This is a genomic window from Streptomyces cacaoi, assembly GCF_006539165.1.
GTDB classification, from domain to species: Bacteria; Actinomycetota; Actinomycetes; order Streptomycetales; family Streptomycetaceae; genus Streptomyces; species Streptomyces cacaoi.
On sequence record NZ_BJMM01000002.1, the window covers coordinates 20,167 to 46,473 of the forward strand.

21 protein-coding genes and 1 pseudogene are annotated in these 26,307 nt (G+C 72.4%); 13 read left to right on the forward strand and 9 right to left on the reverse strand.

Features of this window, described 5'->3' with window-relative positions; translation table 11 throughout:
- Positions 1–181: 181 nt before the first annotated feature.
- From SCA03_RS00610 to SCA03_RS00620, 3 genes are all read left to right on the forward strand, one after another.
- Positions 182–2,047, forward strand: a complete 1,866-nt coding sequence (locus SCA03_RS00610; RefSeq protein WP_086816962.1) for an AMP-dependent synthetase/ligase — start codon at positions 182–184, stop codon at positions 2,045–2,047.
- Between the two features lie 169 nt (positions 2,048–2,216).
- Positions 2,217–3,707, forward strand: a complete 1,491-nt coding sequence (locus SCA03_RS00615) for an amino acid permease (protein WP_037850663.1) — start codon at positions 2,217–2,219, stop codon at positions 3,705–3,707.
- Positions 3,708–3,744: 37 nt separating this feature from the next.
- The gene (locus SCA03_RS00620) at positions 3,745–4,683 is read left to right on the forward strand and encodes an oxygenase MpaB family protein (protein WP_141275153.1); all 939 of its coding nucleotides are present in this window, start codon (positions 3,745–3,747) and stop codon (positions 4,681–4,683) included.
- A gap of 154 nt (positions 4,684–4,837) precedes the next feature.
- On the opposite strand, the gene SCA03_RS00625 is transcribed toward SCA03_RS00620, so the two are convergent.
- Positions 4,838–6,325 (reverse strand): M1 family metallopeptidase, encoded by a 1,488-nt coding sequence (locus SCA03_RS00625; protein WP_086818443.1) that lies wholly within the window; start codon positions 6,323–6,325, stop codon positions 4,838–4,840.
- Positions 6,326–6,519: 194 nt separating this feature from the next.
- On the opposite strand from SCA03_RS00625, the gene SCA03_RS00630 reads away from it, so the two are divergent.
- A complete protein-coding gene (locus SCA03_RS00630; protein WP_141275154.1) occupies positions 6,520–7,890 on the forward strand; it encodes a M14 family metallopeptidase in 1,371 nt (456 codons plus the stop codon).
- Positions 7,891–7,956: 66 nt separating this feature from the next.
- Here the strand turns inward: SCA03_RS00630 and SCA03_RS00635 are convergent, their stop codons facing one another.
- The 3 genes and pseudogenes from SCA03_RS00635 to SCA03_RS37395 all read right to left on the reverse strand — a co-directional run.
- Entirely contained in the window at positions 7,957–8,985 is a 1,029-nt protein-coding gene (locus tag SCA03_RS00635; protein WP_078874959.1) for an FAD-dependent oxidoreductase, read from the reverse strand.
- Positions 8,986–9,062: 77 nt separating this feature from the next.
- A complete protein-coding gene (locus SCA03_RS37390; RefSeq protein ID WP_443098227.1) occupies positions 9,063–9,956 on the reverse strand; it encodes an ATP-binding cassette domain-containing protein in 894 nt (297 codons plus the stop codon).
- A gap of 216 nt (positions 9,957–10,172) precedes the next feature.
- Positions 10,173–10,901: pseudogene (locus SCA03_RS37395) on the reverse strand (ATP-binding cassette domain-containing protein); the annotation flags it as partial.
- Positions 10,902–11,029: 128 nt separating this feature from the next.
- Here SCA03_RS37395 and SCA03_RS00645 point away from each other — a divergent pair.
- Complete coding sequence (locus tag SCA03_RS00645; RefSeq protein ID WP_078874958.1) at positions 11,030–11,716, forward strand: nitroreductase family protein; 687 nt, start codon at positions 11,030–11,032, stop codon at positions 11,714–11,716.
- Between the two features lie 63 nt (positions 11,717–11,779).
- Here the strand turns inward: SCA03_RS00645 and SCA03_RS00650 are convergent, their stop codons facing one another.
- The 3 genes from SCA03_RS00650 to SCA03_RS00660 form a co-directional block, all read right to left on the reverse strand.
- On the reverse strand, positions 11,780–14,143 hold the full coding sequence (locus SCA03_RS00650) for a Tex family protein (RefSeq protein WP_030879007.1): 2,364 nt from the start codon (positions 14,141–14,143) through the stop codon (positions 11,780–11,782).
- Positions 14,144–14,346: 203 nt separating this feature from the next.
- Positions 14,347–15,219: an SCO6745 family protein gene (locus tag SCA03_RS00655; RefSeq protein WP_030879004.1), complete on the reverse strand. Its 873-nt coding sequence runs from the start codon at positions 15,217–15,219 to the stop codon at positions 14,347–14,349.
- 120 nt (positions 15,220–15,339) lie between these two features.
- Positions 15,340–16,179 (reverse strand): enoyl-CoA hydratase/isomerase family protein, encoded by an 840-nt coding sequence (locus tag SCA03_RS00660; protein WP_141275155.1) that lies wholly within the window; start codon positions 16,177–16,179, stop codon positions 15,340–15,342.
- A 524-nt stretch (positions 16,180–16,703) separates the two neighbouring features.
- Between SCA03_RS00660 and SCA03_RS00665 the strand changes: the two genes are divergently transcribed.
- Complete coding sequence (locus SCA03_RS00665) at positions 16,704–17,156, forward strand: ATP-binding protein (RefSeq protein WP_030878999.1); 453 nt, start codon at positions 16,704–16,706, stop codon at positions 17,154–17,156.
- A 122-nt stretch (positions 17,157–17,278) separates the two neighbouring features.
- On the opposite strand, the gene idi is transcribed toward SCA03_RS00665, so the two are convergent.
- Together idi and galE are read right to left on the reverse strand one after the other, a co-directional pair.
- Positions 17,279–17,839 carry an isopentenyl-diphosphate Delta-isomerase gene (gene idi / locus SCA03_RS00670; protein WP_030878997.1) on the reverse strand — a complete coding sequence of 187 codons (561 nt, stop codon included), beginning with the start codon at positions 17,837–17,839 and terminating at the stop codon, positions 17,279–17,281.
- Positions 17,840–17,961: 122 nt separating this feature from the next.
- Entirely contained in the window at positions 17,962–18,957 is a 996-nt protein-coding gene (gene galE, locus SCA03_RS00675) for a UDP-glucose 4-epimerase GalE (RefSeq protein WP_030878994.1), read from the reverse strand.
- A gap of 235 nt (positions 18,958–19,192) precedes the next feature.
- Here galE and SCA03_RS00680 point away from each other — a divergent pair, with 235 nt between their 5' ends.
- The 7 genes from SCA03_RS00680 to SCA03_RS00710 all read left to right on the forward strand — a co-directional run bounded on the left by SCA03_RS00680 (position 19,193) and on the right by SCA03_RS00710 (position 26,291).
- The gene (locus tag SCA03_RS00680) at positions 19,193–20,998 is read left to right on the forward strand and encodes a DUF5941 domain-containing protein (protein WP_086814821.1); all 1,806 of its coding nucleotides are present in this window, start codon (positions 19,193–19,195) and stop codon (positions 20,996–20,998) included.
- Positions 20,995–21,732, forward strand: coding sequence for a phosphocholine cytidylyltransferase family protein (locus SCA03_RS00685; protein WP_030878988.1), 738 nt, complete (start codon positions 20,995–20,997; stop codon positions 21,730–21,732). Before SCA03_RS00680 ends, SCA03_RS00685 begins: the two co-directional genes overlap by 4 nt.
- Positions 21,720–22,781 carry an iron-containing alcohol dehydrogenase family protein gene (locus SCA03_RS00690; RefSeq protein WP_030878987.1) on the forward strand — a complete coding sequence of 354 codons (1,062 nt, stop codon included), beginning with the start codon at positions 21,720–21,722 and terminating at the stop codon, positions 22,779–22,781. The genes SCA03_RS00685 and SCA03_RS00690 overlap by 13 nt, the downstream gene beginning before the upstream one ends.
- The gene (locus tag SCA03_RS00695; protein WP_170297943.1) at positions 22,759–23,544 is read left to right on the forward strand and encodes a CDP-alcohol phosphatidyltransferase family protein; all 786 of its coding nucleotides are present in this window, start codon (positions 22,759–22,761) and stop codon (positions 23,542–23,544) included. The genes SCA03_RS00690 and SCA03_RS00695 overlap by 23 nt, the downstream gene beginning before the upstream one ends.
- Positions 23,545–23,561: 17 nt before the next feature.
- The gene (locus SCA03_RS00700) at positions 23,562–24,434 is read left to right on the forward strand and encodes a glycosyltransferase family 2 protein (RefSeq protein WP_030878982.1); all 873 of its coding nucleotides are present in this window, start codon (positions 23,562–23,564) and stop codon (positions 24,432–24,434) included.
- Between the two features lie 65 nt (positions 24,435–24,499).
- Entirely contained in the window at positions 24,500–25,459 is a 960-nt protein-coding gene (locus SCA03_RS00705) for an ABC transporter permease (protein WP_086814814.1), read from the forward strand.
- Complete coding sequence (locus SCA03_RS00710; RefSeq protein WP_030878975.1) at positions 25,446–26,291, forward strand: ABC transporter ATP-binding protein; 846 nt, start codon at positions 25,446–25,448, stop codon at positions 26,289–26,291. The genes SCA03_RS00705 and SCA03_RS00710 overlap by 14 nt, the downstream gene beginning before the upstream one ends.
- The last annotated feature ends 16 nt before the right edge of the window (positions 26,292–26,307 follow it).

Below are 26,307 nucleotides of genomic sequence, written 5' to 3' on the forward strand. Positions count from 1 at the left end.
CGGCCCGGGGGCCGGCCTGCGCCGATCAACGTTCAACAGTATTGCTGTCGCACCGGTCCTGTGAAACCTTCCCCACGCTCACCCCGCCCGCCGGGCCCGCGGGCCGGGAGAGCCGCGGAGCGGCCGTACGGCGGGACAGGCGGGGCACACGGTTTCCCGGTGCATTCCCTGTGGAGGTGTCATGACCACGAGCCTGCGGCTCCCCGGCGACGACCCGGAGCAGCTCACCGTCCCGCAACTCCTCCTGCGCAATGTGCGGGACCACGGCGAACTCCCCGCCCTCAGCTGGCAGTCGGAGGAGAGCGGCGGGACGACCCTCACCTGGGCCGAGGTCCGGCAGGAGGTCGCCGCACTCGCCGCCGGGTTCGCCGCCGCCGGCGTCCGGCGCGGCGAGCACGTGCTGCTGAAGCTGGGGAACACGCCCGAGCACTGGCTCAGCGATCTGGCACTGGTGCATCTGGGCGCGGTCCCCGTCTCCGTCTACGGCACGGCGGCGCCGGACCAGATCGCCTATATCGCCCGGCACTCCCGCGCCCGGCTCGCGGTCGTCGGCAGCGCGGCCGATGTCGCCTGCTGGGAGCCGCTGTTGGAGCCGGACGCCGGGACGCGGCTGGAGCGGCTGGTCGTCACCGAGCCGTCCGCCACCGGCCCGCACACGCACTGGAGCACACTGCGCCGCCCGGCCGGGCAGCCGGCGTCCGAGGAGCCAGGGGAGGAGCCCGCGGACGCCGTGGACGCCGTGGACGCCGCGGAGTTCGAGGAGAGCCTGCGTTCCGTACGCGCCGACGACCCGGTGACCGTCGTCTACACCTCCGGCACCACCGGCGATCCGAAGGGCGCCGTGATCACGCACCGGAACGTGCTGTGCGACGCGCTCGCGCTGGACGCCGTCATCCCCGTACCGCCCCACTCCGACCACCTGTGCTACCTCCCGCTCGCCCATATCGCCGAGCGGATGCTGAGCATCTATCTGCCGATCGTGCGCGCCTCCCATGTGCACCTGTGCCCCGACCCGGCGCGGATCGCCGACCACGTACGCGAGCTGCGCCCGGAGGAGTTCTTCGGCGTGCCGCGCGTCTGGGAGAAGCTGACCGCCGCGCTGCGCGCCGGTCTGGACGCGCTGCCGCCCGAGCGGCGGGCCGCGCTGGAGGAAGCCGGGCGGGTGGCCCGCGCGCACGTGCGCTGCCGGGAGCGCGGCGAGCGCCCCTCGCCCCAGCTGGCGGACGACTTCGCGAAGGTCCAGGACGAGGTCATCCGGCCGCTGCTCACCCTGGCCGGGCTCGACCGTCTGGTCTGGGCCGCCAGCGCCTCGGCGCCCCTGCCGCCGGACGTGCTCGACTTCTGGGCGGGCCTGGGCATCGTCGTGATGGACGTGTGGGGGATGACGGAGACGAGCGGAGCGCTCACCCTCAACACCCCGGACGCCTTCCGGCTCGGCTCGGTCGGCCGCCCGGTCGCGGGCAGCGAGGTCCGTATCGCGCCGGACGGCGAGATCGAGGTGCGCGGCCCCCTGCTCTTCCAGGGGTATCTGCGTGCGGACGGCTCGATCGAGTCCGTCACCGGTCCGGACGGCTGGTTCGCCACGGGCGACGTGGGCCGGCTCGACGAGGACGGCTTCCTGTGGATCACCGACCGCAAGAAGGAGATCATCGTGACCTCCACGGGCAAGAACGTCTCGCCCGCGCTGGTCGAGAACGTGCTGAAGGAACACCCGCTGATCGGCCAGGCCATGGCGTACGGGGACGGCCGCTCCTACCTCGTCGCGCTCCTCGTGCTGGACGCGGAGGCCGCACCGGCGTGGGCGGCGCGGCACGGCATCGAGGCGGCGCCCGGGCAGCTGGCCGCCCACCCCGAGGTGCGCGCCGAGGTCGACCGTGCCGTCGAGGCCGCCAACGCGCGGCTCAACCGCACCGAGCAGATCAAGCGGTACCGGCTGCTGGAGGACGAGTGGAGCCCGCTGACGGGTGAGCTGACGCCCTCGATGAAGCTGCGGCGCCGGGTGCTCGTGGAGAAGTTCGGCTCCCGGATCGCCGAACTGTACGCCTGAGCGGTAACGGCCGCCCGGCGCCCGGGTGTTCACCATGTGAGATGTTCCGCTGTGTGAGATGGACCACCGCATAGTTGGCCCATGAAAGGAAAGGTGCAGCTCCGGTCGGAACCGCCGCACCCGGCGGGCCAGGCCCGGCAGAGCCCGTTCCTACGACTTGGAACCCACTGTGAACAACGACGTCGTCCAGGGCGCAATCCCCTCGCAGCCCGGCGGGGGTGACGGGCCGGCCGCGCAGGCGGCACAGCCCGCGGGGCCCGCGCGGGACGCCGGTGACACCGGCTACAGCAAGGACCTCAAACCCCGCCACATCAACATGATCGCCATCGGCGGAGCCATCGGCACCGGCCTCTTCCTCGGGGCCGGCGGCCGGCTCGCCTCGGCCGGGCCCGCGCTCGCGCTGGCGTACGCCGTCTGCGGGCTGTTCGCGTTCTTCGTGGTCAAGGCCCTCGGCGAGATGGTGCTCCACCGCCCCTCCTCTGGCTCCTTCGTCTCCTACTCGCGCGAGTTCCTGGGGGAGAAGGGCGCCTATGTCGCGGGCTGGATGTACTTCCTCAACTGGTCGACGACCGGCATCGCGGACATCACCGCCATCGCGCTCTACACCCACTACTGGAGCTTCTTCACGCCCGTACCGCAGTGGGTGCTGGCCCTCATCGCGCTCGCCGTGGTGCTGGCCGTCAACATGATCTCCGTGAAGATCTTCGGTGAGCTGGAGTTCTGGTTCGCCGTGATCAAGGTGGCGGCGCTCGTCGTCTTCATGCTCGTCGGCATCGTGCTGCTCGCCACCCAGCACCCGGTGGGCGGCAGCACCCCCGGCATCGGACAGATCGTCGACCACGGCGGCCTGTTCCCCAACGGGCTGATGCCGGTCGTCATCGTGCTCCAGGGCGTCGTCTTCGCCTACTCCTGCGTCGAGCTGGTCGGTGTCACCGCGGGGGAGACGGCCGAGCCGCACAAGGTCGTGCCCAAGGCCGTCAACGCCATCATGTGGCGCGTCGGCTTCTTCTACGTCGGCTCGGTCCTGCTGCTCGCGCTCCTGCTGCCCTGGGGCGAATTCAGCGACGGGGAGAGCCCGTTCGTGACGGTTCTGTCCCGGCTCGGTGTGCCCTTCGCCGGTGACATGATGAACCTCGTCGTCCTGACGGCCGCCATGTCCAGCCTCAACTCGGGGCTGTACTCGACGGGGCGGATCCTGCGCTCCATGGCCGTGTCCGGCTCGGCGCCGAAGTTCACCGCGCGGATGAACCGCAGCCAGGTGCCCTACGGCGGCATCCTGCTCACCGCCGCGGTCTGCGTCGTCGGCGTCGGGCTCAACTACGTCGTCCCCGGCAAGGCGTTCGAGATCGTGCTCAACATCGCCGCGCTCGGCATCATCAGCACCTGGTGCACCATCATGCTGTGCCACCTGGTGTTCGTCCGCCGCGCCCGGCAGGGCCTGGTGGAACGGCCCGCCTTCCGGCTGCCGTTCTCCCCCTGGACCGAGTACGTGACGATCGCGTTCCTGGTGGGCGTCGTCGTCCTCATGTGGAACGACCCCGATGTGGGGCGGAGCACGGTGATGCTGGTCCCGGTGATCGCCGCGGCGCTCGTCGCCGGCTGGTTCGCGGTACGGCGGCGGGTGGGCGCCGTGGCCGCGGGCGAGCGGCGCGAGCCGTAGCCGGGCGCCCGTGCGCCGCCCCTGAGCGGGCGGCATCATGGAGAACGTGACAGCCCAGCACCGGTCCGCACGCCCCGACCCGCAGCCCCCGCCGCCCGGCGGCCCGCTGTGGGACATCGCCGGTGAACTCCGCGCTCTCCTGATGCTGCCCGCGGCCCTCACCCTCCAGGTGGCCCACCCGGCCGTCGGCGCGGGTGTCGACGAGCACTCCGTCTTCCGCACCGACCCCTGGGGCCGCGGCGAACGCTCCCTGCGCAGCGTGCTGCTGTGGATCTACGGGGGAGAGGCGGGGGTGGCCGAGGGGCGCAGGCTGCGCACGCTGCACAGGACGATCCGGGGCGTCGACACCCACGGCCGCCCCTACCACGCGCTCACCCCCGCCCACTACGCGTGGGTGCACGCCACCGGTTTCCCGACCTACCGGCACGGCATGCGCTACCTCGGCCGCCGGCCGTACACCGAGGCCGAGGAGCGGCAGCTGTACGCGGAGTGGCTCCAGGTCGGCCGGCTCCTCGGCATCCACGACCGGGACATGCCGCAGACACCGGAGGAGTTCTGGCCCTACTGGCACCGGATGGTCACGGAAGTGATCGAGCCCACCCCGGTCGCCCGCGAACTCGTCGCGTACAACCCCGGCATTCCGCCGCCCCCGTACGGCCCGCGCCCGGTCCGCGTGCTGTGCCGCCTCGTCTGGCCGCTGCTGGTGCCGCCCCTGGCCCGCTTCCGCAGCTTCGTGACGATCGGCCTGCTCCCGCCGGAGGCCCGCGGCGCGCTCGGTCTGCGCTGGACCCCGCGCCAGGAGCGCCGCCTGCGCCGCTTCGGCCGCCTGGTCGCGCACACCGTCCCCCACCTCCCCGAACGCCTGCGCTACCTCCCCCGGGCCCGCGACGCGCGACGGGCCCACGCCGCCCACCCGCGGTCGGACAGCCCGCGATCCGGCCCGTCCGGGCACGCCTCCGGCTCGTCCGGCGCTTGAGGACGCGCGCGAGCGACAGCCCCCGCGGCGCCGCGGAAGACCTCGGACGGAAGCCACGGAGCCCCGGCACCGCGGAAGCCCTCGGGGCCGACGGCGCCGGGGAGACCCCGGCGCGCAGCCTCGACCGCCCGCGGCGCCGGGCCCACCCCACCCCTCAGTGGTGCCGGGGATGGCTCACGGACTGGATCTGCTTCCAGGACTTCGGCTCGGCAGGAACCCGCGAGGCGGCGGAGAACCCCGCCCGGGCAGGGGCCTTCGGCTTGGACGGCTGGAACAGCCACTCCTGGAACAGCGTGCCGAGCCGCTTGCCGGACACCTTCTCCGCGTAGGCGATGAAGTCGTCCACGTCGGCGTTGCCCCCGGCGTGCTCGCTCGGCCAGCCCTTGAGGATCGTGAAGAAGGCCCGGTCGCCGACGGTGTTGCGCAGCGCCTGCACGGCCATCGCCCCCCGGTCGTAGACCGCCGCGTGGAACTGGTTGTCGGGCCCCGGGTCGCCGGGCGCGACCTTCCAGAAGTCGTCGTCCGCCTTGTGCGAGGCGTAGGCGTAGTCCGCCAGCTCCTGCGCGGTCTCCTCACCCTGGTCCTCGGACCACAGCCACTGGCTGTAGCGCGCGAAGCCCTCGTTGATCCAGATGTCCTTCCAGCCCTTGAGGGACACGCTGTCCCCGTACCACTGGTGCGCCATCTCGTGTACGACGACGGAGGTGTTGGAGCCGTCGGCGAAGTCGTCGGGGCTGTAGAAGGGCCGGGTCTGGGTCTCCAGCGCGTAGGTCGTATCGGTGTTCGGGACGTAGCCGCCCAGCGCGTCGAAGGGGTAGGGGCCGAAGTAGCGCTCCAGCCACTCGGTGATCTCCCCGGTGCGCTCCAGGCTGGCGCGCGCCGCGCCCTCGTGCTCGCCGAGGTCCTTGCTGTAGGCGTTGACGACCGGCAGGCCGGAGGAGGTGGTGTCCTCGGTGATGTCGAACTTCCCGATGGCGAGCGTCGACAGATAGGTGGCCTGCGGTGCGCGGGAGCGCCAGTTCCAGCGGGTCCAGCCGGCGCGTGAACGCTGCGACTGGAGAGTGCCGTTGCTGATCACCTGGGTGCCGTCGGGCACGGCGACGCTCACGTCGTAGGACGCCTTGTCCTTCGGGTGGTCGTTGCTGGGGAACCACCACCAGGCGGCCTCCGGCTCGTTGGCCGCGACCCCGCCGTCCGGGGTGCGCATCCAGGAGGTGAAGCCGTTCACCTCGACCTTCGAGGGCACGCCGGAGTAGCGGACGACGACGGTCGCCTTCTCGCCCGCGGCGAGCGGCTTCGCCGGGGTGACCTCGACCTCGTGCGCGCCGGAGGTGGTGAACCTGGCCTCCTCGCCGTTCACCCGTATCGAGCCGACGTCGAGCGCGAAGTCCAGATTGAAGCGCGAGAGGTCCTGGGTCGCGGTCACCAGCAGGGTGGCGGTGCCGGCCAGCTCGTCCGTCTTCGGCTGGTACTTCAGCCGCAGGTCGTAGTGCGAGACGTCGTATCCGCCGTTGCCGTACTCCGGGTAGTAGGGGTCGCCCGCTCCCGGGGCTCCCGGGGTCGGTTCGGCCGCCGAGGCGGGAACCGCGAGCAGCAGCGACGCCGCTGCGAGAGCTCCCGGGATCAAGAGTCTGTGACGCACGAGTCCTCCAACGCGCTTGCGACAGGTGTGACTTCGTCCGAAGGGTATGTACTCATGTGCCGTCCGCCGTGTCCACGGCGCCGCTTGTCACAAGATCGCCATGCGGCCGACATGTGCCGCCTTCCTCCACCGCTGTCGCCTTCGGTGTCTTCTGCCTCTTCTGCGTCCCGTGGCCGGAGGATTACCGTCCTCGCATGCCGAGACTCACGCGGCTCAGCCGCCCCGGATGGAAGACGGACCTCCTGGCCTCGGCAGCGGTCCTCGCACCGCTGCTCGCCACGGCCCCGGCCCACGCCGGCCCCGCCGCCGGCGACGACGCGCGCCCCGCCCCCACGAGGGCCACCGACCCGCCGCGCACCGGCTTCGAACGCAGCCACGGCGCCCGCTGGACCACGCAGTCCGAGGAACGCGCCTTCCTGGCCGCCGTCGACCGGGGCAGCCGCCGTACCGCGCTGGACACCCTCGGCACGACACGGCAGGGCCGCCCCCTGAACCTGCTGCGCATCGGCGCCACCGCCCCGCCCGACGCGGCGGCGGCCCGCCGCGGCAACACCCTGCTGCTGGTGTGCAGCCAGCACGGCAACGAGCCCTCGGGGCGCGAGGCGTGCCTGACCACGGTCCGGGACCTCGCCTTCGCCCGGGACCGTGACACCCTGCGCTTCCTCGCCCGCACCCGCGTCCTCGTCGTCCCCACCGCCAACCCCGACGGGCGCGCCGCGAACACCCGCGGCAACCACGACGGCATCGACATCAACCGCGACCACCTCGCGCTGAGGACGGCCGAGGCCCGCGCCATGGCGGCCGTCCAGCGCGACTACCGCCCCGACATCGTCTACGACCTGCACGAGTACGGGGCGCACGAGCCGTACTACGTCAAGGATCTGCTGGCGCTGTGGCCGCGGAACCTCAACACCGCCGACGGCGTGCACCGGGAGTCCACCGTGCTCTCCGAGCGCTATGTACGGCCCTCCACCGAGAAGGCCGGCTTCAGCACCGGCACCTACGGCATCTGGACGGACCCGGAGACCGGCGAGCCCGTCAAGCAGGTGGCGGGCGACGGGCAGGAGCGGATCCTGCGCAACACGGTCGGCGTCAAACACGCGGTCGGACTGCTGTCGGAGACCCGCACCGACCCCCTGACGGACGAGGAGAAGTCCGACCCGGCCGTCAACAACCGCCGTCGTGTCGACTCCCAGCTCGCCGGTCTGGACGGGCTGTTCGCCTTCGCCCAGGAGCGCCACGGCCGGATCGAGGCGGCCACCGCGCGGGCGCGCGCCGCGGGCTTCGCCGACCGCGGCCCCGTCCGCCTCGGCGGCGCCGACAACGAACCCCCGGCCGACGACGAGGTCCTCACCGATCCGCCCTGCGGCTACCGGCTCACCGCACACCAGTGGAAGGACGTCCGCGGCACCCTGGGCCTGCACGGGGTACGGGCCGAACACCGGCGCGCCGGCGGTGTCCTCGTCCCGCTGCGGCAGTCGCAGCGCGCCCTCGTCCCGCTGCTGCTGGACGGGCGGGCCGAGTTCGCGCTGACGAAGGGCACCCCGGTGGAGCGCTGCCGCTGACACCCGCCCGCACCGGCGCCGGGCGCAGGGGGCGGCCACGCTCCCCGAAGCGCCCGGCGCCGGGCCTCAGCCCGCGGCGTCCACGGCGGCCCCCTCCGCGGCGTCCCGCCCGGCGCTCTGCCCGGCCTCTTCTCCAGCCCCTGCTCCGGCTCCGGAGTCGATCAGCCGTACCGCGTCCAGGGCGCACCCCCACGAGACGGTGATCCCGGCGCCGCCGTGCCCGTAGTTGTGCACGCACAGCGCTTCGCCGCCCGCACCGTCACCGATCCGCTCCGCCGCCAGCCGGACACCGGGCCGGAACGGGCGCAGCCCCACGCGGTGTTCGAGTATCCGGGCGGTCGCCAGGCCGGGATGGATCCGCGCGCAGCGCCGTACGACGGCCTGTGCCGTCGCCGGGTCGGGCGCCGTCTCCTCGCTGCCGTCCTGCGCGGTGCCGCCCAGGATCACACCGTGCGGCTGGGGCAGGACGTAGGTCGTCTCGTCGGCGTCGTCCGAGGCGTCGACGTACCACTCCTCGACGCCCGGGTTCTCCACCACGACGACCTGCCCGCGCACCGGCCGCATCGACGGGTCGGGCACCAGCTCCCTGGCCCCGAGGCCGGTGCAGTTGACGACGGTGTCCGCGACCGCCGCCGCCTCGGCGAGCGAACCGGCGGCACGCCGCTCCCAGCGACCGCCGGCCGCCTCGAACCGGCCCAGCAGATAGGGGAGATACGTCCGCATGTCGACAAGCGGCGCCCGGGGCGGCGAGCCGGTCAGCCGCGTCCACTCCGGCGGCGGCGTCGCGCCCGGCATGCTGCCGCGCACCAGCCGCACCCCGGTCAGCTCCGGCTGCTCGGCCAGCCAGGAGAACTGTCCGAACGCGCGTACCGCCCACTCCAGCGCCCGCTCCTGCGGCTCGATCCGGTAGGGCCAGCACAGCCCCCCGGCCACGGCGGACGTGGTCTCCCCGGGCCGGTCGGGGCTCCACAGGCGTACCGGCCGGCCCTGCTCCGCCAGCAGCACCGCCGTCGTCAGCCCCATCACCCCGCCTCCCAGAACGACGACGTGTGCGCCCCCGGACCCGCTCCTCGACGTGCTCGGCTCATCGCTCATGCGCCCGACCGTAGCCGGACGTCCGCGGGCCCGACACCGGGCCCGCACGCCCGGGCCCCGGACCCGCGGGCCGTCCCTCACAGCTCGTCCGGATCCACCTCCTCCAGCGCACCGTCGCGCAAAGCCATCCAGCGGGTGACGCCGATGTCCCGCAGGAACGGCACATCGTGGCCCGCCACGATCAGCGCGCCCCGGAACGCGGCCAGCGCCTCGCGCAGTTGGCGCACGCTGGCCAGGTCCAGATTGTTCGTCGGCTCGTCCAGCATCAGCAGCTGCGGCCCCGGCACGGCCAGCATCACCCCGGCCAGCGTGGCCCGGAGCCACTCCCCGCCGGACAGCGTGCCGACGAGCTGATCGGCGCGCGCACCCCGGAACAGGAACCGGGCCAGCCCCGCCCTGATCTCCTGCGGCCCGGCTTCCGGAGCCAGCCGGGCGAGGTTGTCGGCCAGGGACAGCTCCTCGTCCAGCAGATCCAGCCGCTGCGGCAGACAGCGCGCCGGAACGAAGGTGTGCGCCTCGCCCGAGACGGGCTCCAGCTGGCCGGCCAGCGTGCGCAGCAGCGTCGTCTTGCCCGTGCCGTTGCCGCCCACCAGGGCGATCCGCTCCGGGCCGTGCACCTGCCAGTCGACGACGGCACCGTTGCGCAGTTCCGCCTCGCGCAGCGCGAGCACCCGCCGACCGTACGGCACGGCGGTGAAGGGCAGTTCGACCCGGATCTCGGCGTCCTCCCTGACCCGTTCCTGCGCGTCCTCCAGCCGTTCCTTGGCGTCCTCCAGCCGCTGCTCGTGCATGAGGCGGTGCTTGCCGGACGACACCTGCGCCTGCCGCTTGCGCAGCTTCATCACCGCACGCGGCTCCCGGGCGTTGGCGTACATCTTGTCGGCGTAGCGCTTCCGCTGGGCCAGCTTGGTGTGCGCCTCGGCCAACTCCCGCTTCTGCCGGCGCAGATCGCTCTCCGCCGAGCGCACCATCCGCTCGGCGGCCTGCTGTTCGGCGGCCACGGCCTCCTCGTAGGCGTCGAGGTCACCGCCGTACCAGGTCACCCCGCCCTGCCGCAGATCGCCGATCCGGTCCACCAGGCCGAGCAGCTCCCGGTCGTGGCTGACGGCGACGAGCACACCGTTCCAGCTCTGCACCGCGTCGTAGAGCCGGTGCCGCGCGGCGCGGTCGAGGTTGTTCGTCGGCTCGTCCAGCAGCAGCACCTCGGGCCGGGCCAGCATCAGCGCCGCCAGCCGCAGCAGCACCGACTCACCGCCGGACAGCTCGCCCAGCGTGCGGTCGAGCCCCACACCGGACAGGCCCAGCTCGCCGAGCGTGGCCCGGGCCCGCTCCTCGACGTCCCAGTCGTCGCCGACGGCGGTGAAGTGCTCCTCGCGTACATCACCCGCCTCGATGGCGTGCAGCGCGGCGCGGGCCCGGGCGATGCCGAGCGCCTCGTCCACCCGCAGCGAGGTGGCGAGCGTGAGGTTCTGCGGCAGCAGCCCGACCTCCCCGCCCACCGAGACGGAGCCGGCGGAGGGGCGCAGCTCGCCGGTGAACAGCTTCAACAGGGTGGATTTTCCCGAGCCGTTGAGCCCGATCAGGCCACTGCGTCCGGGCCCGATGGACAGGTCGAGATCGCGGAACACCGGGGTGCCGTCCTCCCAGGAGAACGACAGCCCGGAGCAGGTCACAGCGGGGTTCGTCGGGGTCGTCACAAAGGTCTCCTCAGCGTTGTGCGGTCTGGTGCACACGGGCGGTGAACAGCGGGGAGACACCGGGCCCCGGTACGCGGGCGCGAGGGCCCGCCGGGGGAAACCGACGGAGGAGAACCGGGAAGAGGCTCGGGCGGGCTTCGGGCGCCGGCCGGGCCGGGATCGGGAAGACGGCTCATCACTACCGAGGTCGCGCACACATGGCCACACGAAAGGGCACACGGCGTCTCGAACCTCAGATGAGCAACGCCTCTCCTTCCCTGGACAACAGAGCCAGGACCCGACGTTACGCAGCGCCCCTGGCGCCCGCAAGCCTTTTCCCCGGCCCCCGCATGTGCTCTGCTGCGCATATGGTCCGTACCACAGCGCCCAGCCAGAACTCCGGCCCGAGCCCTCGCACGGTGCCGCTGCGGCCGATGACGGTCCCCGCGGCGGAGGCCGAGGAGCGCGCCCGCTCCTTCCACGACGTCATGTCCCGTCGCCGCACCGTCCGCGACTTCGACTCCCGCCCGATCCCCGACGGCGTCCTCGAATGGGCGGTGCGCACCGCCGCCACCGCGCCCAGCGGCGCCCATGTGCAGCCCTGGCGGTTCGTCGTCCTCACCGACCCCGAGCGCAAGCGGCGGCTGCGCGCGGCCGCCGAGGCCGAGGAGCGCGAGTTCTACTCCCGGCGTGCCTCCGAGGAGTGGCTCGCCGCGCTCGCGCCGCTCGGCACCGACGCGCACAAGCCGTTCCTGGAGACGGCGCCCGCCGTCATCGTCGTCTTCGAGGTCCACAAGGGCCCGCACACGCCCCGGCCCTACTACACGAAGGAGTCCGTCGGCATCGCCGTCGGACTCCTGCTCGCCACACTCCACCAGGCCGGACTGGCCACGCTCACCCACACCCCGAGCCCGATGCGCTTCCTCAACGAGATCTGCGAGCGCCCGCCGGAGGAACGCGGCGCCTACGTGGTGCCCGTCGGCTACCCCGCGCCCGGCGCCCGCGTGCCCGACCTGGTACGCAAACCGCTGGATCAGGTGATGACCAGGCTGTGACGCCCGGCACACGCCAGGGGCGGCCCCCGCGCCGGGAGCCGCCCCTGGTGGGCACCGCGTGCGTTACGCCAGACCCGCGCGCCGCAGCGCCTCGGCCATCTCGCTGTTGGCCGGGGCCGGCGCCGACGAACCACCGCCGCCGCGCCGCTGCTTGCCGCCGCCGCGGCCCGCCGGGGAGCCCTGCCGCTGGCGCGGCGCACCGCCGCCGCGCTGCTTGCCCTTCTCGCCGCGCCGGCCGCCGCTCTCCGGCTCGTCGTCCAGCCGCAGGGTCAGCGAGATCCGCTTGCGGGGCGCGTCCACGTCCAGGACCCGCACCTTGACGATGTCGCCCGGCTTGACCACATCACGCGGATCCTTCACGAACGTCTTCGACATCGCCGAGACGTGCACCAGGCCGTCCTGGTGCACACCGACGTCCACGAACGCACCGAAGGCGGCGACATTGGTCACCACGCCCTCCAGCACCATTCCGGCCGACAGATCCGTGAGCTTCTCGACGCCCTCCTTGAAGTGCGCCGTACGGAAGGCGGGGCGCGGGTCGCGGCCCGGCTTCTCCAGCTCGCGCAGGATGTCGGTGACGGTCGGCAGACCGAAGGAGTCGTCGACGAACTCCTGGGGATCCAGCGAGCGCAGCGTGGCCGTGTTCCCGATCAGCGAGGGGACGTCCGTACCGGAGGCACGCACCATCGAGCGCACCACCGCGTACGCCTCCGGGTGCACCGCCGAGGCGTCCAGGGGGTCCTCGCCGTCGGTGATCCGCAGGAAGCCGGCGCACTGCTCGAAGGCCTTCGGGCCGAGCCGGGCCACGTCCTTGAGCTGCTTGCGGCTGCTGAACGGGCCGTTGCCGTCCCGGTGCGCCACGATGTTCTCCGCCAGCACCGAGCCGATGCCCGACACCCGCGACAGCAGCGGGGCCGAGGCGGTGTTCACATCGACGCCCACGCCGTTGACGCAGTCCTCGACGACCGCGTCCAGCGAGCGGGACAGCTTCACCTCGGACAGATCGTGCTGGTACTGGCCGACACCGATCGACTTCGGGTCGATCTTGACCAGTTCGGCCAGCGGGTCCTGGAGCCGCCGTGCGATGGAGACCGCTCCACGCAGCGACACATCGAGATCGGGCAGCTCCCGCGAGGCGTACGGCGAGGCCGAGTAGACCGACGCGCCCGCCTCCGAGACCATCACCTTGGTCAGCTTCAACTCCGGCCGGGCCGCGAGTAGTTCGCCCGCGAGCTTGTCCGTCTCCCGGGACGCCGTGCCGTTGCCGATCGCGATCAGCTCGACACGGTGCTCCTCGGCGAGCTTCCCGAGCCGGGCCAGCGCCTCGTCCCAGCGCTTCTGCGGCGCGTGCGGATAGACCGTGTCGGTGGCCGCCACCTTGCCGGTCGCGTCGATCACCGCGACCTTCACGCCCGTCCGCAGCCCCGGGTCCAGGCCGAGCGTGGGACGGGTACCGGCGGGCGCGGCCAGCAGCAGATCCCGCAGATTGGCGGCGAAGACCCGCACCGCCTCGTCCTCGGCGGCCGTCCGCAGCCGCGTCCGCAGATCGATGCCCAGATGCACCAGCACCCGCGTCCGCCAGGCCCAGCGCACCGTCTCCAGCAGCCAGGCGTCCGCCGGCCGGCCCTCGTCGCGCACGCCGAAGCGCCGGGCGATGGCCTGCTCGTAGGAGCCGGGGCCCTCCTGCGGCGCCTCACCGGCCGGTTCGGGCTCCAGCGAGAGGTCGAGGATCTCCTCCTTCTCGCCGCGCAGCATGGCCAGGATCCGGTGCGAGGGCAGCTCGGTGAACGCCTCGGAGAAGTCGAAGTAGTCGGAGAACTTCGCCCCCTGCTCCTCCTTGCCCTCGCGCACGGACGCGGCCAGCCGGCCGCGCTCCCACATGCGCTCGCGCAGCTCGCCGATGAGATCGGCGTCCTCGCTGAACCGCTCGGCCAGGATCGCGCGGGCGCCCTCCAGGGCCGCCGCGGTGTCCGCGACGCCCTTGTCCGCGTCGACGAAGGCGGCCGCCGCTGCCTCCGGCTGCACCGTCGGATCGCCGAGCAGACCCTCGGCGAGCGGTTCGAGCCCGGCCTCGCGGGCGATCTGTGCCTTGGTGCGCCGCTTGGGCTTGTACGGCAGGTAGATGTCCTCCAGGCGCGCCTTCGACTCGGCGGCCCTGATCCGTTCCTCCAGCTCGGGCGTCAGCTTGCCCTGGGAGCGCACGGACTCCAGGATCGCCCCGCGCCGCTCCTCCAGCTCCCGCAGATACCGCAGACGCTCCTCGACGGAGCGCAGCTGCGCGTCGTCGAGCATCTCGGTGGCTTCCTTGCGGTAGCGCGCGATGAAGGGCACGGTCGATCCGCCGTCGAGCAGCTCGACCGCGGCCTTGACCTGCCGCTCGCGTACGCCGAGCTCCTCGGCGATCCTGCCTTCGATCGTCGTCGTCACGATGGTTCGTTCCGCCTTCTCGGTGCTGTGGTCCCCCGGTAGGCCAGCATTGTGGCAGGTGGGCACGACAGCACCGGGCAGGCGGGGCGGCCCGCCGTACCGGGTGCGCGGCCGTGACCTGCCGCTGCGGCCCGCGTCACGTCCCGGGCCGGGGCCCGCTCGCCCGTGTCGGACGGGCCGGCTGAGCCCTCGCGGACGCCGGCTCAGCCCTTGCCGAACAGGTCGGCCGGGTAGGCACCCGCCTCGGCCGCGGCGCGGGCCAGCCCGCCGGCCAGCTCGGTGAGCCGGGCGACGCCCTCGGCGCCGAGCCGCTCGTACGGCCCGCGGTCCAGCCGGTCCGTCTCCTCCTCCAGGTGCTTGCGCAGCGCCGTGCCCTGCTCGGTGAGTTCGCCGTCGCCGCCCAGCAGCCCGCGCTCGCGCAGCCGGTTCTGTGCCGCGGCCCAGTCCTGGGCGTTGTAGCCACGCGTCTCCATGGCCCACTTCGGCGCCATCCCGCGCCCGCTGGCGGTGTGGCTCACCACGGCCTCCAGCGCGTCGAGTTCGGCGTTCTGGAGCGCCGCGATGTGCGCGTCGCCGCGGTGCTCGCGCAGCAGCGTCGCCGCGTGCCACAGGGCCAGGTGCGGGCACCGGTCGACCGGCGGGACGGGCAGGTCGGCGTTGGCGGCGTGCAGCGGACGGCCCGAGCGCGAGCAGCCCTCGGTGGCGGTGAGGGCGAGCCGGGCGGCCTCCGCCACCGGCTCGGACGTCACGGTCTCCTCGCCCAGCAGCCGGCGCAGTGTGGCGTCGACGGCCCGCAGCCGGGCCGCGAGCACCGTCTCCGGCGAGGCGGCCTCCCAGACCTCGGGCACGTAGCGGGCCACCAGCGTGTGGCTGTAGTTGTAGAACGTGGCGGTCACGGTGCCGGCGCCCACCGCGCCCAGCGGCGCCGCCCGGACGGCCAGATTGACGGCGTGCGGATCGTCGATGCCGTACGGCGTCAGCTCCTTCTCCGTGTCCGGGGAGAAGTACATCGTGGAGTGCAGGGAGTTCAGCGCGCTCTGGCAGCGCCGGCCCGCGCGTTCGGGAAGTGACGTCATGCCCGTACGCTACCGGGGGGTATGGGCGACCTGAAGGGGGAGGGGAAGGGCCGCTTCCGGCGGCCGGGTCAGGGAGGCGTCAAGGCCGGCGCCGGCTGCCGGGCCGGGCGGCCGTGCGGTTCAACTGCCGCTGCTGCGCGGCCAGTTGAACCGTGGCGCACGGCGCTCCAGGAAGGCCGCGACACCCTCTGCCGTCTCGCCGCTGCGGACGGCCTCGCGCTGCCAGTACGCCTGCCGCTGCGGCCGGGCCGGCCCGTCGGCGAACTCCTTGGCGGCTGCCTGCGTCAGCGCGGAGCGCGCCGCGAGCGTGGCGGTGAACGCGTCCACGCGTGTGCCCAGTTCGCCGGCCGGGTGGATCTCGTCCACGAGTCCGGTGCGCAGCGCCCGCTCCGCGTCGATCAGTTCGCCGGAGAAGAGCAGGAACTTGGCGGTCGCCGGGCCGGTCAGGCGCACCAGACGCTCGACGGAGGACGCGCTGTGCGCGATGCCGAGCTTGGCCGGGGTGACGCCGAAGAGCGCGTCCCGTGCGGCGAAGCGCAGATCGCAGGCGGCCGCCAATTGGCAGCCGCCGCCCACGCAGTAGCCTTCGACGACCGCCAGCGTGGGCCGGGGGAAGGCGGCCAGCGCCTCCTCGGCGGCCACCGCCAGCTCCTGCTGGCCGGGGTCGCCGCCGTCCGGCGCTCCGTCCGTGCGCCGCAGGGCGCCGATGTCGGCGCCGGCGCAGAATGTCCCCTCGGCGCCGGTCAGTACGAGCGCGCGGACGCCCGGGTCGGCGGCCAGCTCGTCGAGCAGTCCGGGCAGCCGCCGCCACATCGACGGTGTCATGGCGTTGCGCTTCCCCGGGTGGCTGATGGTGACGGTGACGATGCCGTTCCCGTCGCGCTCGGTGAGCAGGCCGGGGCGCGCGGGACGCGGGGCGGGCGCTGACCGCGCCGGCTGCGCAGGTTGGGTCGGCTGCATGGAGGTGATCGTAGCCGGGCGCACGCCGCGGGGCGCCCCCGCCGAGTGGCAGGAGGGGCCAGCCGGGGTGGCAGAGTCGATCACGGAGTTGGCCACTGCGAAATTCTTCTGTCAATTGCCATCGATACGTGCCGACTTGCAGTCAGAACCCCGGGCCGGGCCCGAACAGTGCCAACACTCGGTGCAAGTGCATCTGCAAGAACGCTCAGGCACGGAGAGCCAGAACGCAGAGCACCAGAGCCAGAACGCAGAGCGGGGACAACCGAGGAGAGCGGGGTGCGGAGATGGACAGCCGCAGCGGACACCTGCCTGGTGTCGTCGGCGGAACTCCTTCCGGCGTAGGGAGCGTGGCGCCCCCCGGTGCCGGCGGATGGGCCCCGGAGCGGACCGGTGGACGGAGCCCGGTCGCGACGCGGGTGCGGGAACGTACCGGCGTCGAGGAGTGCGCGGTGCGCCACGAACGGGGCCCGGCGCGGCCCGAACCGGCCGAGCGGCAGCCGCCCGTCGAGCGGCACGCGCCGGCGGTGGCGGCGGCGCCCGCGCCACCACCGCAGGCGCCGGGCACCTGGCGGTTCACCGCGCCCGCCACCGAGTCGTCGGTGCCGCGGCTGCGGCACACCGTGCGGGACCTGCTCGGCAGACAGGACACCCCCGTACCGGGCGAGGCGGTCGACAACGCGCTGCTGATCCTGTCCGAACTGGTCACCAACGCGGTGCGGCACGCCGCCCTGCTCTCCCCGTACATCGGGGTGGAGATCACCCTCGGCGGGGGCTGGCTCAAGGTCGCCGTCGAGGACAGCCACCCCTACCGGCCCAAGGCGCTCGCCGTCGACCCGCAGGGCGAAGAGACCAGCGGGCGCGGCCTGTTGCTCGTCAAGGCCGTCACGCACGAGGCCGGCGGCGTCTGCGACGTCGAGCAGACGGGAGCGGGCGGAAAGGTCATCTGGGCGGCGCTGCCGCTGGCCGCCGGGGCGTAGGGAGTGTCTTCGAGGTAGCGGTCCGCCCGCCAGGACAGGCGGGACTGTGCAGACACGGCGCGGGCCGTCCCACCCGGCGGGCGGGGCGGCCCGCGCCGTCGCGCGATGTGGCGCGCGCCGCTTCACCAGCCGCCGAGGCCGTCCGTGATCTCGCGGACGGCGGGGCGCGCCGCGTCCAGCACCGTCATGAACCAGGTGGAGAAGGTGTCGGACGCATGCCGTTTCTCCAACTCCTCCGGCGTCACGAAGGCGATCTCGGAGATCTCCTCGGGCGCGGGCCGCGGCTCCTGGTCCAGCAGCCCGACGAACAGGTGGTTGAACTCCTGCTCGACGAGGCCGGAGAGCGGGTCGGGATGGTTGTAGCGGACGGTGCCCGCCTCGCGCATCAGGAACGGCGCGATCCCCAGTTCCTCGCCCACCCGCCGGGCCGCCGCGGCGAACGGCGGCTCTCCCGGATACGGGTGCCCGCAGCAGGTGTTGGACCAGACGCCGGGGGAGTGGTACTTCTCCAACGCCCGCCGCTGGAGCAGCAGTCTGCCCGTCGCGTCGAACAGGAACACCGAGAAGGCCCGGTGCAGGCGGCCCGGGGGCTCGTGGGCGGAGAGCTTCTCCGCGGTGCCGATCGTCGTCCCGTCCTCATCGACCAGTTCGAGCATGATCGGGGCCGCTGAGCTGTTCGCCATGTTGATCCTTCTTGTGGGCCTGTGGGCAGCGCGATCCAGTGTGCCGCAGCCAGCGTGCCAACTCCGCACGGTGATCGCATTTGTCCACACCGCTCGTGTCCGGCGCGCAAGCGCGACGCCGCCTACCCCGACTCCGCCCGGGAATGGTGCGCCAGCCACCCCTCCCACGCCGAGGCGACCATGTCCCGGACGGCGAACCGGGGTTCCCAGCCGAGTTCCGCGCGGATCCGCCCGGCGCTCGCCACCACCCGCGCCGGATCCCCCGGCCGCCGCGCCACCACGCGCGGCGGCACCGTCCGCCCCGTCACCTCGGCCACCACGGCGGCCATCTCCCGTACGGAGACGCCCTCTCCGGTGCCGACGTTGAGCGTGAGGTCGGTGGGAGAGCCCGGCCCGTCCCCGCGCGCGGCCAGCGTCCGCGCGGCGGCGACATGGGCCTCGGCGAGATCCTCGACGTGGATGTAGTCCCGTACGCAGGTGCCGTCCGGCGTGGGGTAGTCGTCGCCGAAGATGCGCGGGGCCTCACCGCGGGTGAGGGCGTCGAAGTACATCGGGACGATGTTGAAGACCCCGGTGTCCGCGAGCGCCGGCTCGGCGGCGCCCGCGACGTTGAAGTACCGCAGACAGCAGGTCGTCAGGCCGTGCGCGCGCCCCGCCGACCGCACCAGCCATTCCCCGGCCAGCTTCGTCTCGCCGTACGGGTTCATCGGGACCGTCGGGGTGTCCTCCGTCACCACGTCCACGTCCGGCATGCCGTAGACGGAGGCCGAGGAGGAGAAGACGAAGCGGCGGACACCGGCGGCGACCACCGCCTCCAGCAGCACGGCGAGCCCGTGCACGTTCTCCTCGTAGTAGCGCAGCGGCTGTTCCACCGATTCGCCGACCTGCTTCCGGGCCGCGAGATGGATCACACCGGTGACGTGGTGCCGGGCCAGCGTGCCCTCCACCAGGGCCCGGTCCTGCACCGTTCCCCGCACCAGCGGCACCTGTGCGGGCAGTCTGTCCGCGTCGCCGCTGGAGAGGTCGTCGAGTGCCACGGCGGACTCACCGGCCGCGGTCAGGGCCCGGGCGACGTGCGCGCCGATGTAGCCCGCGCCGCCTGTGATCAACCACGTCATACCCCGACCCTATCGGCCCCCGGTTGAGCCCCGAGCCCATGATCGACCATGCTGGTCCGCACACACGCCCCGCGGGCAACACCGGGGCGGTGAACGCTCGGTGAAGGCTCCCGACGGTCATCGGATACTCTCTGCCGACGTGCTGCCCGCCCTGGCCGGGCCCGGGCGCGCCCTGCCCGCTGCTTGTTGTCCCCTTTCTGCGCGGGTATGCCAGTTTCCGAGGAGTGAGTTCGTTCTGTCGACCGCCATCCTTACCGGTCCGCCGGTCGCCGGGTCGTCGCTGGAGCACGACCTGCGGTCGCTCGGGTTCGAGGTGCACGTGGCCCGGGACGCCCGGGACGCCTGGGAAGCGGCCTCCGTCGCCGCGCAGACCGCCCCGGGCGAACGACTGGCGCTCGTCGACCCCCGCTTCGTCGGCCACACCCACGCGCTGCGCCTCGCGCTGAAGGACCCCCGCTTCGACGCCAGCGCGCTGCCCGGCGTCCTCGGCATCGCCCCCTCCGCCCGCGCCGCGCTCGGCCGGCTGCCCGCCGCCGGGCCCGACGAGACGGCCGACGCCCTGGAGGCCGAGGGCGTCGCCGTGCACCGCCCCGAGCTGGGCGTCCTGGTGGCCGCCGTCCCCGAGAGCGCGCAGGAGCGGCACGAGGCGCGGGAGGCCGTCGCCGCCGTCGACGACGAGAAGGTGCGGCTGCGCTCCGCCGTGAAGTCCCGCGACGGCTTCTTCACCACCTTCTGCATCAGCCCCTACTCCCGCTACCTCGCGCGCTGGTGCGCCCGCCGCGGGCTGACCCCGAACCAGGTCACCACCGGCTCCCTGCTCACCGCGCTGATCGCCGCCGCCTGCGCCGCCACCGGGGAGCGGGCCGGGTTCGTCGCGGCCGGTGTGCTGCTGATCGCCTCGTTCGTGCTGGACGCCACCGACGGCCAGCTCGCCCGCTACGACCTCCAGTACTCCAAGCTCGGCGCCTGGCTGGACGCCACCTTCGACCGGGCCAAGGAGTACGCCTACTACGTCGGCCTCGCCCTGGGCGCGTCCCGCGGCGGTGACGACGTCTGGGCCCTGGCGCTCGGCGCGATGCTGCTGATGACCGCCCGGCACACCGTCGACTTCTCCTTCAACGAGTCGAACGCCGGCGTGACCGGCAACGCGAGCCCCACCGCCGCCCTCTCCGGCCGGCTCGACAGCGTCGGCTGGACCGTCTGGCTGCGGCGCATGATCATCCTGCCGATCGGCGAGCGCTGGGCCCTGATCGCCGTGCTCACCGCCGTGACGACGCCCCGCATCACCTTCGTCGTGCTGCTGATCGCCGGCACCCTCGCCGCCTGCTACACGACGGCCGGACGCCTGCTGCGCTCGATCTCCCGCCGGACCCCGCGCACCCGGCAGGCCGCCGAGGGTGTCGGCGCGCTCACCGACAGCGGGATCCTCGCCCGCGGCTGCGCCCGGCTGCTGGGCGGTGTGCGGCTGCCCCGCTTCGGCCCGCCCGCACTGGCGCTGCTCGGCACCGCCGTGATCCTCGCCACGGCCTGGGGCGCCCCCGTGGGCAGCTGGTGGCCGGTGCTCGCCGCCGCCGTCTACGCGCTGCTGACCGGGCTCTCCCTGGTGGCCCCGCTCACCGGCCCGCTCGACTGGCTGCTGCCCCCGCTCTTCCGTATCGCCGAGTACGGCACCGTGCTCGTGCTGGCCGCCCGCGCGTCCGCCGACGGAGCGCTTCCCGCTGCGTACGGGCTGGTCGCGGCCGTCGCCTACCATCACTACGACACGGTCTACCGCATCCGCGGTGGCACCGGCGCGCCTCCGCACTGGCTGGTGAGCGCGGTCGGGGGGCACGAAGGAAGGACGGTGCTGGTCACCGTCGCCGCGGCCCTCTGGCTCGGCGGCGGCGGGCCCGCCGAAGGAATCGACGGATTCGGTGCGTTTGATCTGGCGCTGACCGCGCTCGCCGTGGTCATCGCTGCCGTGGTGCTCGTCGAGAGCATCCGCTTCTGGGTGTCCTCCCATGCACCCGCTGTACACGACGAAACAGGAGAACCCGCATGATCGGCCTCGTGCTGGCCGCCGGCGCCGGACGGCGTCTGCGCCCCTACACCGACACCCTGCCCAAGGCGCTGGTGCCCGTCGACGGCGACAAGACCGTGCTCGACATCGCGCTGGCCAACTTCGCCGCGGTCGGGCTCACCGATGTCGCCGTCGTCGTGGGCTACCGCAAGGAGGCCGTCTACGAGCGGCAGGCCGCCCTGGAGGCCGAGCACGGCGTCAAGCTGACGCTCATCGACAACGACAAGGCCGAGGAGTGGAACAACGCCTACTCCCTCTACTGCGCCCGCGAGGTGTTCAAGGAGGGCGTGCTCCTGGCCAACGGCGACACCGTGCACCCCGTCTCCGTCGAGAAGACGCTGCTGGACGCGCGCGGCGAGGGCAAGAAGATCATCCTGGCGCTGGACACCGTCAAGGACCTCGCCGACGAGGAGATGAAGGTCGTCGTCGAGGACGACAAGGGCGTCCAGAAGATCACCAAGCTGATGGACCCGGCCGAGGCCACCGGCGAGTACATCGGTCTGACCCTCATCGAGCCGGAGGCCGGCGCCGAGCTGGCCGACGCGCTGAAGGCCACCTTCGAGCGGGACCCGCAGCTCTACTACGAGGACGGCTACCAGGAGCTGGCCAACCGCGGCTTCAAGATCGACGTGGCGCCCATCGGCGATGTGCGGTGGGTCGAGATCGACAACCACGACGATCTCGCCAAGGGCAGGGAGATCGCATGCCGGTACTGACCCGCCTCATCCCGTCCCCGGTAGTCGTCGACATCAGCCGCGGCGCCCTGGACGATCTGGCGGGCCTGCTGGCCGATCAGCGGATCTCCTCCAACGGCAAGCTGGCGTTCGCGATCAGCGGGGGCTCGGGTGCTGCCCTGCGCGAGCGGTTCGCGCCGGAGCTGCCCAACGCCTCCTGGTACGAGGTGGGCGGCGGGACGCTGGACGACGCGATCAAGCTCGCCGACGCCATGAAGTCCGGCCGCTACGACGCGGTCGTCGGCATGGGCGGCGGCAAGATCATCGACTGCGCCAAGTTCGCCGCGGCACGGATCGGGCTGCCGCTGGTGGCCGTCGCGACGAACCTGTCGCACGACGGTCTGTGCTCGCCCGTCGCCACCCTCGACAACGACGCGGGCCGGGGCTCCTACGGGGTGCCCAACCCGATCGCCGTCGTCATCGACCTCGACGTCATCCGCGAGGCACCGGAGCGGTACGTACGCTCCGGCATCGGCGACGTCATCTCCAACATCTCGGCCGTCAAGGACTGGGAGCTGGGGCACGAGGTGCGCGGCGAGGACATCGACGGGCTGGCCGCCGCCATGGCACGCCAGGCAGGCGAAGCGGTTCTGCGCCACCCCGGCGACGTCAGCGACGACGCCTTCCTGCAAGTGCTGGCCGAGGGCCTGGTCCTCACCGGGATCTCCATGTCCGTCGCCGGCGACAGCCGCCCCGCCTCCGGGGCCTGCCACGAGATCAACCACGCCTTCGACCTGCTCTACCCGAAGCGGGCCGCCCCGCACGGCGAGCAGTGCGGCCTCGGCGCGGTGTTCGCCACCTACCTGCGCGGGGACAAGGACACCGCGCGGCTGATGGTCGAGGTGCTGCGCCGGCACGACCTGCCGGTCCTGCCCCAGGACATCGGCTTCGACGCCGACGAGTTCGTCGAGGTCGTCGCCTACGCGCCGCAGACCCGCCCCGGGCGGTACACGATCCTCGAACATCTCGACCTGTCCACCGACCAGATCAGGGACGCATACGCCGACTATGCACAAGCCATCGGTAGCTGAACTGCGCCCGGTCGTTCATCCCGAAGGGGTGAAGGACCGCCGCAGCGGTGAGCACTGGGCCGGACGCCTGTACATGCGAGAGCTCTCGCTGCGCGTCGATCCGTACCTGGTCAACACCCGGATCACGCCCAACCAGCTCACCCATCTGATGGTCGTCGCGGGCGTCCTGGCGGGCGCGGCACTGCTGGTGCCGGGCCTCGCCGGGGCGCTCCTCGGCGCCCTTCTCATCCAGCTGTACCTGCTGCTGGACTGCGTGGACGGCGAGGTCGCGCGCTGGCGCGGCCAGACGTCCATCACCGGCGTCTACCTCGACCGCGTCGGCCACTATCTGTCCGAGGCGGCGCTGCTCGTCGGCTTCGGCCTGCGTGCCGCCGACCTCTTCCACCGCGAGGGCGCCACGAGCAACTGGATGTGGGCCTTCCTGGGAACCGTCGCGGCCCTCGGCGCCATCCTCATCAAGGCGGAGACCGATCTGGTCGACGTGGCCAGGGCGCGCAGCGGCCTGCCTGCGGTGAAGGACGAGGCGGCGGTGCCCCGCTCCTCCGGCCTGGCCGTGGCCCGCAAGGCGGCCGCGGCGCTGAAGTTCCACCGGCTCGTCGGCGGGGTCGAGGCCAGCCTGCTGATCCTGCTGGTGGCGATCGGGGACGCCGTCCGCGGGGACCTGTTCTTCACCCGGCTCGGCGTCGCGGTCCTGGCGGCCATCGCGGTCGTCCAGACGCTGCTGCACCTGGTGTCCATCCTGGCGTCGAGCCGGCTCAAGTGACGGGAGGCGAGCGGACCATGCGGCTGGGTGCGGTCATCCTGACCATGGGCAACCGCCCCGAGGAACTGCGGGCGCTGCTGGAGTCGGTCGCCAAGCAGGACGGCGAGGCGATCGAGGTCGTGGTGGTGGGTAACGGCGCGCCGTTGCCCGAGCTGCCGGAAGGTGTACGGACGGTCGAGCTTCCGGAAAATCTCGGCATCCCCGGAGGCCGCAACGTCGGCATCGAGGCGTTCGGCCCGTCCGGCAGCGAGGTGGACGCGCTGCTGTTCCTCGACGACGACGGACTGCTGCCCAACACCGACACGGCCGAGCTGGTGCGCGAGGCGTTCACCCGCGACCCGAAGCTGGGCATCATCAGCTTCCGTATCGCCGACCCCGACACGGGGGAGACCCAGCGCCGCCACGTGCCCCGGCTGCGTGCCGCCGACCCGCTGCGCTCCTCCCGCGTCACCACCTTCCTGGGCGGGGCCAACGCGGTGCGCACCAGGGTGCTGGCCGAAGTCGGCGGTCTGCCCGACGAGTTCTTCTACGCGCACGAGGAGACCGACCTCGCCTGGCGCACGCTGAACGCGGGCTGGATGATCGACTACCGGGCCGACATGGTGCTCCACCACCCCACCACCGCACCCAGCAGGCACGCGGTCTACCACCGCATGGTCGCCCGCAACCGGGTCTGGCTGGCCCGCCGCAACCTCCCGGCCCTGCTCGTCCCCGTCTACCTGGGTGTGTGGCTGCTGCTCACGCTCGCCCGCCGTCCGTCGATGCCGGCGCTGCGCGCGTGGCTGGGTGGCTTCAAGGAGGGCTGGACGACTCCGGCGGGTCCGCGCAGGCCCATGCGGTGGCGTACGGTATGGCGTCTGACGCGGCTGGGACGCCCACCGGTGATCTGACAGTCTCGTTTTCTGAGAGCATCGGCACAGGATTCACTTGCGCAGTGTGAGGACGTAATTCCAACGTGAGCGAGACAACCCACGACAGTGCCGACAGCGCTGACAGTGCTGTCGGTGTGGTGCCCCCACCGTCCCCGGACGACCGGCTGACCTCGGCCGAACTCGCGGTCAAATACGGCCTGTCGGTGAGCGGAGCCCGCCCCTCGTTGCCCGAGTACGTGCGGCAGCTGTGGGCACGGCGGCACTTCATCCTCGCCTTTTCCCGGGCGAAGCTGCTGGCGCAGTACAGCCAGGCGAAGCTGGGCCAGCTGTGGCAGGTCGCGACGCCGCTGCTGAACGCGGCCGTCTACTTCCTCATCTTCGGCATCATCATGGGGGGCCGCGAGGGCATCCCCGGCGGCAGCGGACGGTACATCCCCTTCCTCGTCACCGGGGTGTTCGTCTTCACCTTCACCCAGACCTCGGTGCTCAACGGGGTGCGGGCGATCTCCTCGAACCTCGGCCTGGTGCGTGCGCTGCACTTCCCGCGCGCCTCGCTGCCGATCTCGATCTCGCTCCAGCAGCTCCAGCAGCTGCTGTTCTCGATGATCGTCCTGGTTGTCATCCTGCTGGGCTTCCGCGAGATGCCCGGCCTCACCTGGCTGCTGATCGTCCCGGTGCTGGCCTGCCAGTTCGTGTTCAACACCGGGCTGGCGCTGATCATGGCCCGGCTGGGCAGCAAGACCCCGGACCTGGCACAGCTGATGCCCTTCATCACCCGGACCTGGCTGTACGCGTCCGGCGTGATGTTCTCCCTGCCGTACATGCTCAGCAAGCACGACGCACCGCACTGGCTGGTGCAGGTGATGCAGGCGAACCCGGCCACGGTCTACATGGATCTGATGCGCTACTCGCTCATCGACGAATACACGCTGAATGACATGTCGCACTACGCCTGGCCACTGGCCCTCGTGTGGGCGATCGTGATCGGCGTCGGCGGATTTGTTTTCTTCTGGAAGTCGGAGGAGCGTTATGGCCGTGGCTGAACACACCGGGCAGGACGGTGCGCCCGCCGAGGCCGGTTACAAGACGCCGGCGCAGGCCGAGCACACCCCCGCACCGTGGGTGCCCACCGTGATCGCGGAAGATCTGCACATCGTCTACCGCGTCTACGGCGGAGCCAAGGGCAAGGGCAGCGCGACGGCCGCCCTCAACCGCATCGTCCGCCGCAAGCCGGGCGGCAACATGCGCGAGGTGCACGCCGTGCGCGGCGTCAGCTTCACCGCCTACCGCGGCCAGGCCATCGGCCTGATCGGCTCCAACGGCTCGGGCAAGTCGACGCTGTTGAAGGCCATCGCGGGGCTGCTGCCCGCGGAGAGCGGCAAGGTCTACACCGACGGCCAGCCCTCCCTGCTCGGCGTGAACGCGGCGATGATGAACGACCTCACCGGCGAGCGCAACGTCGTCCTCGGCGGCCTGGCCATGGGCATGTCCCGCGAGGAGATCCAGCAGCGCTACCAGGAGATCGTCGACTTCTCCGGCATCAACGAGAAGGGCGACTTCATCACCCTGCCGATGCGCACCTACTCCTCCGGCATGGCGGCCCGGCTGCGCTTCTCCATCGCCGCCGCCAAGCGGCACGACGTCCTGATGATCGACGAGGCGCTGGCCACGGGCGACAAGAAGTTCCAGAAGCGCTCGGAGAAGCGCATCCGCGAACTGCGCAAGGAGGCCGGCACGGTCTTCCTGGTCAGCCACAACAACAAGTCCATCCGGGACACCTGCGAGCGCGTGCTGTGGCTGGAGAAGGGCCGGCTGATGCTGGACGGCCCGACCGAGGACGTGCTCAAGGAGTACGAGAAGTTCACCAGCAAGTAGGCGCCCGCCGGCCTGC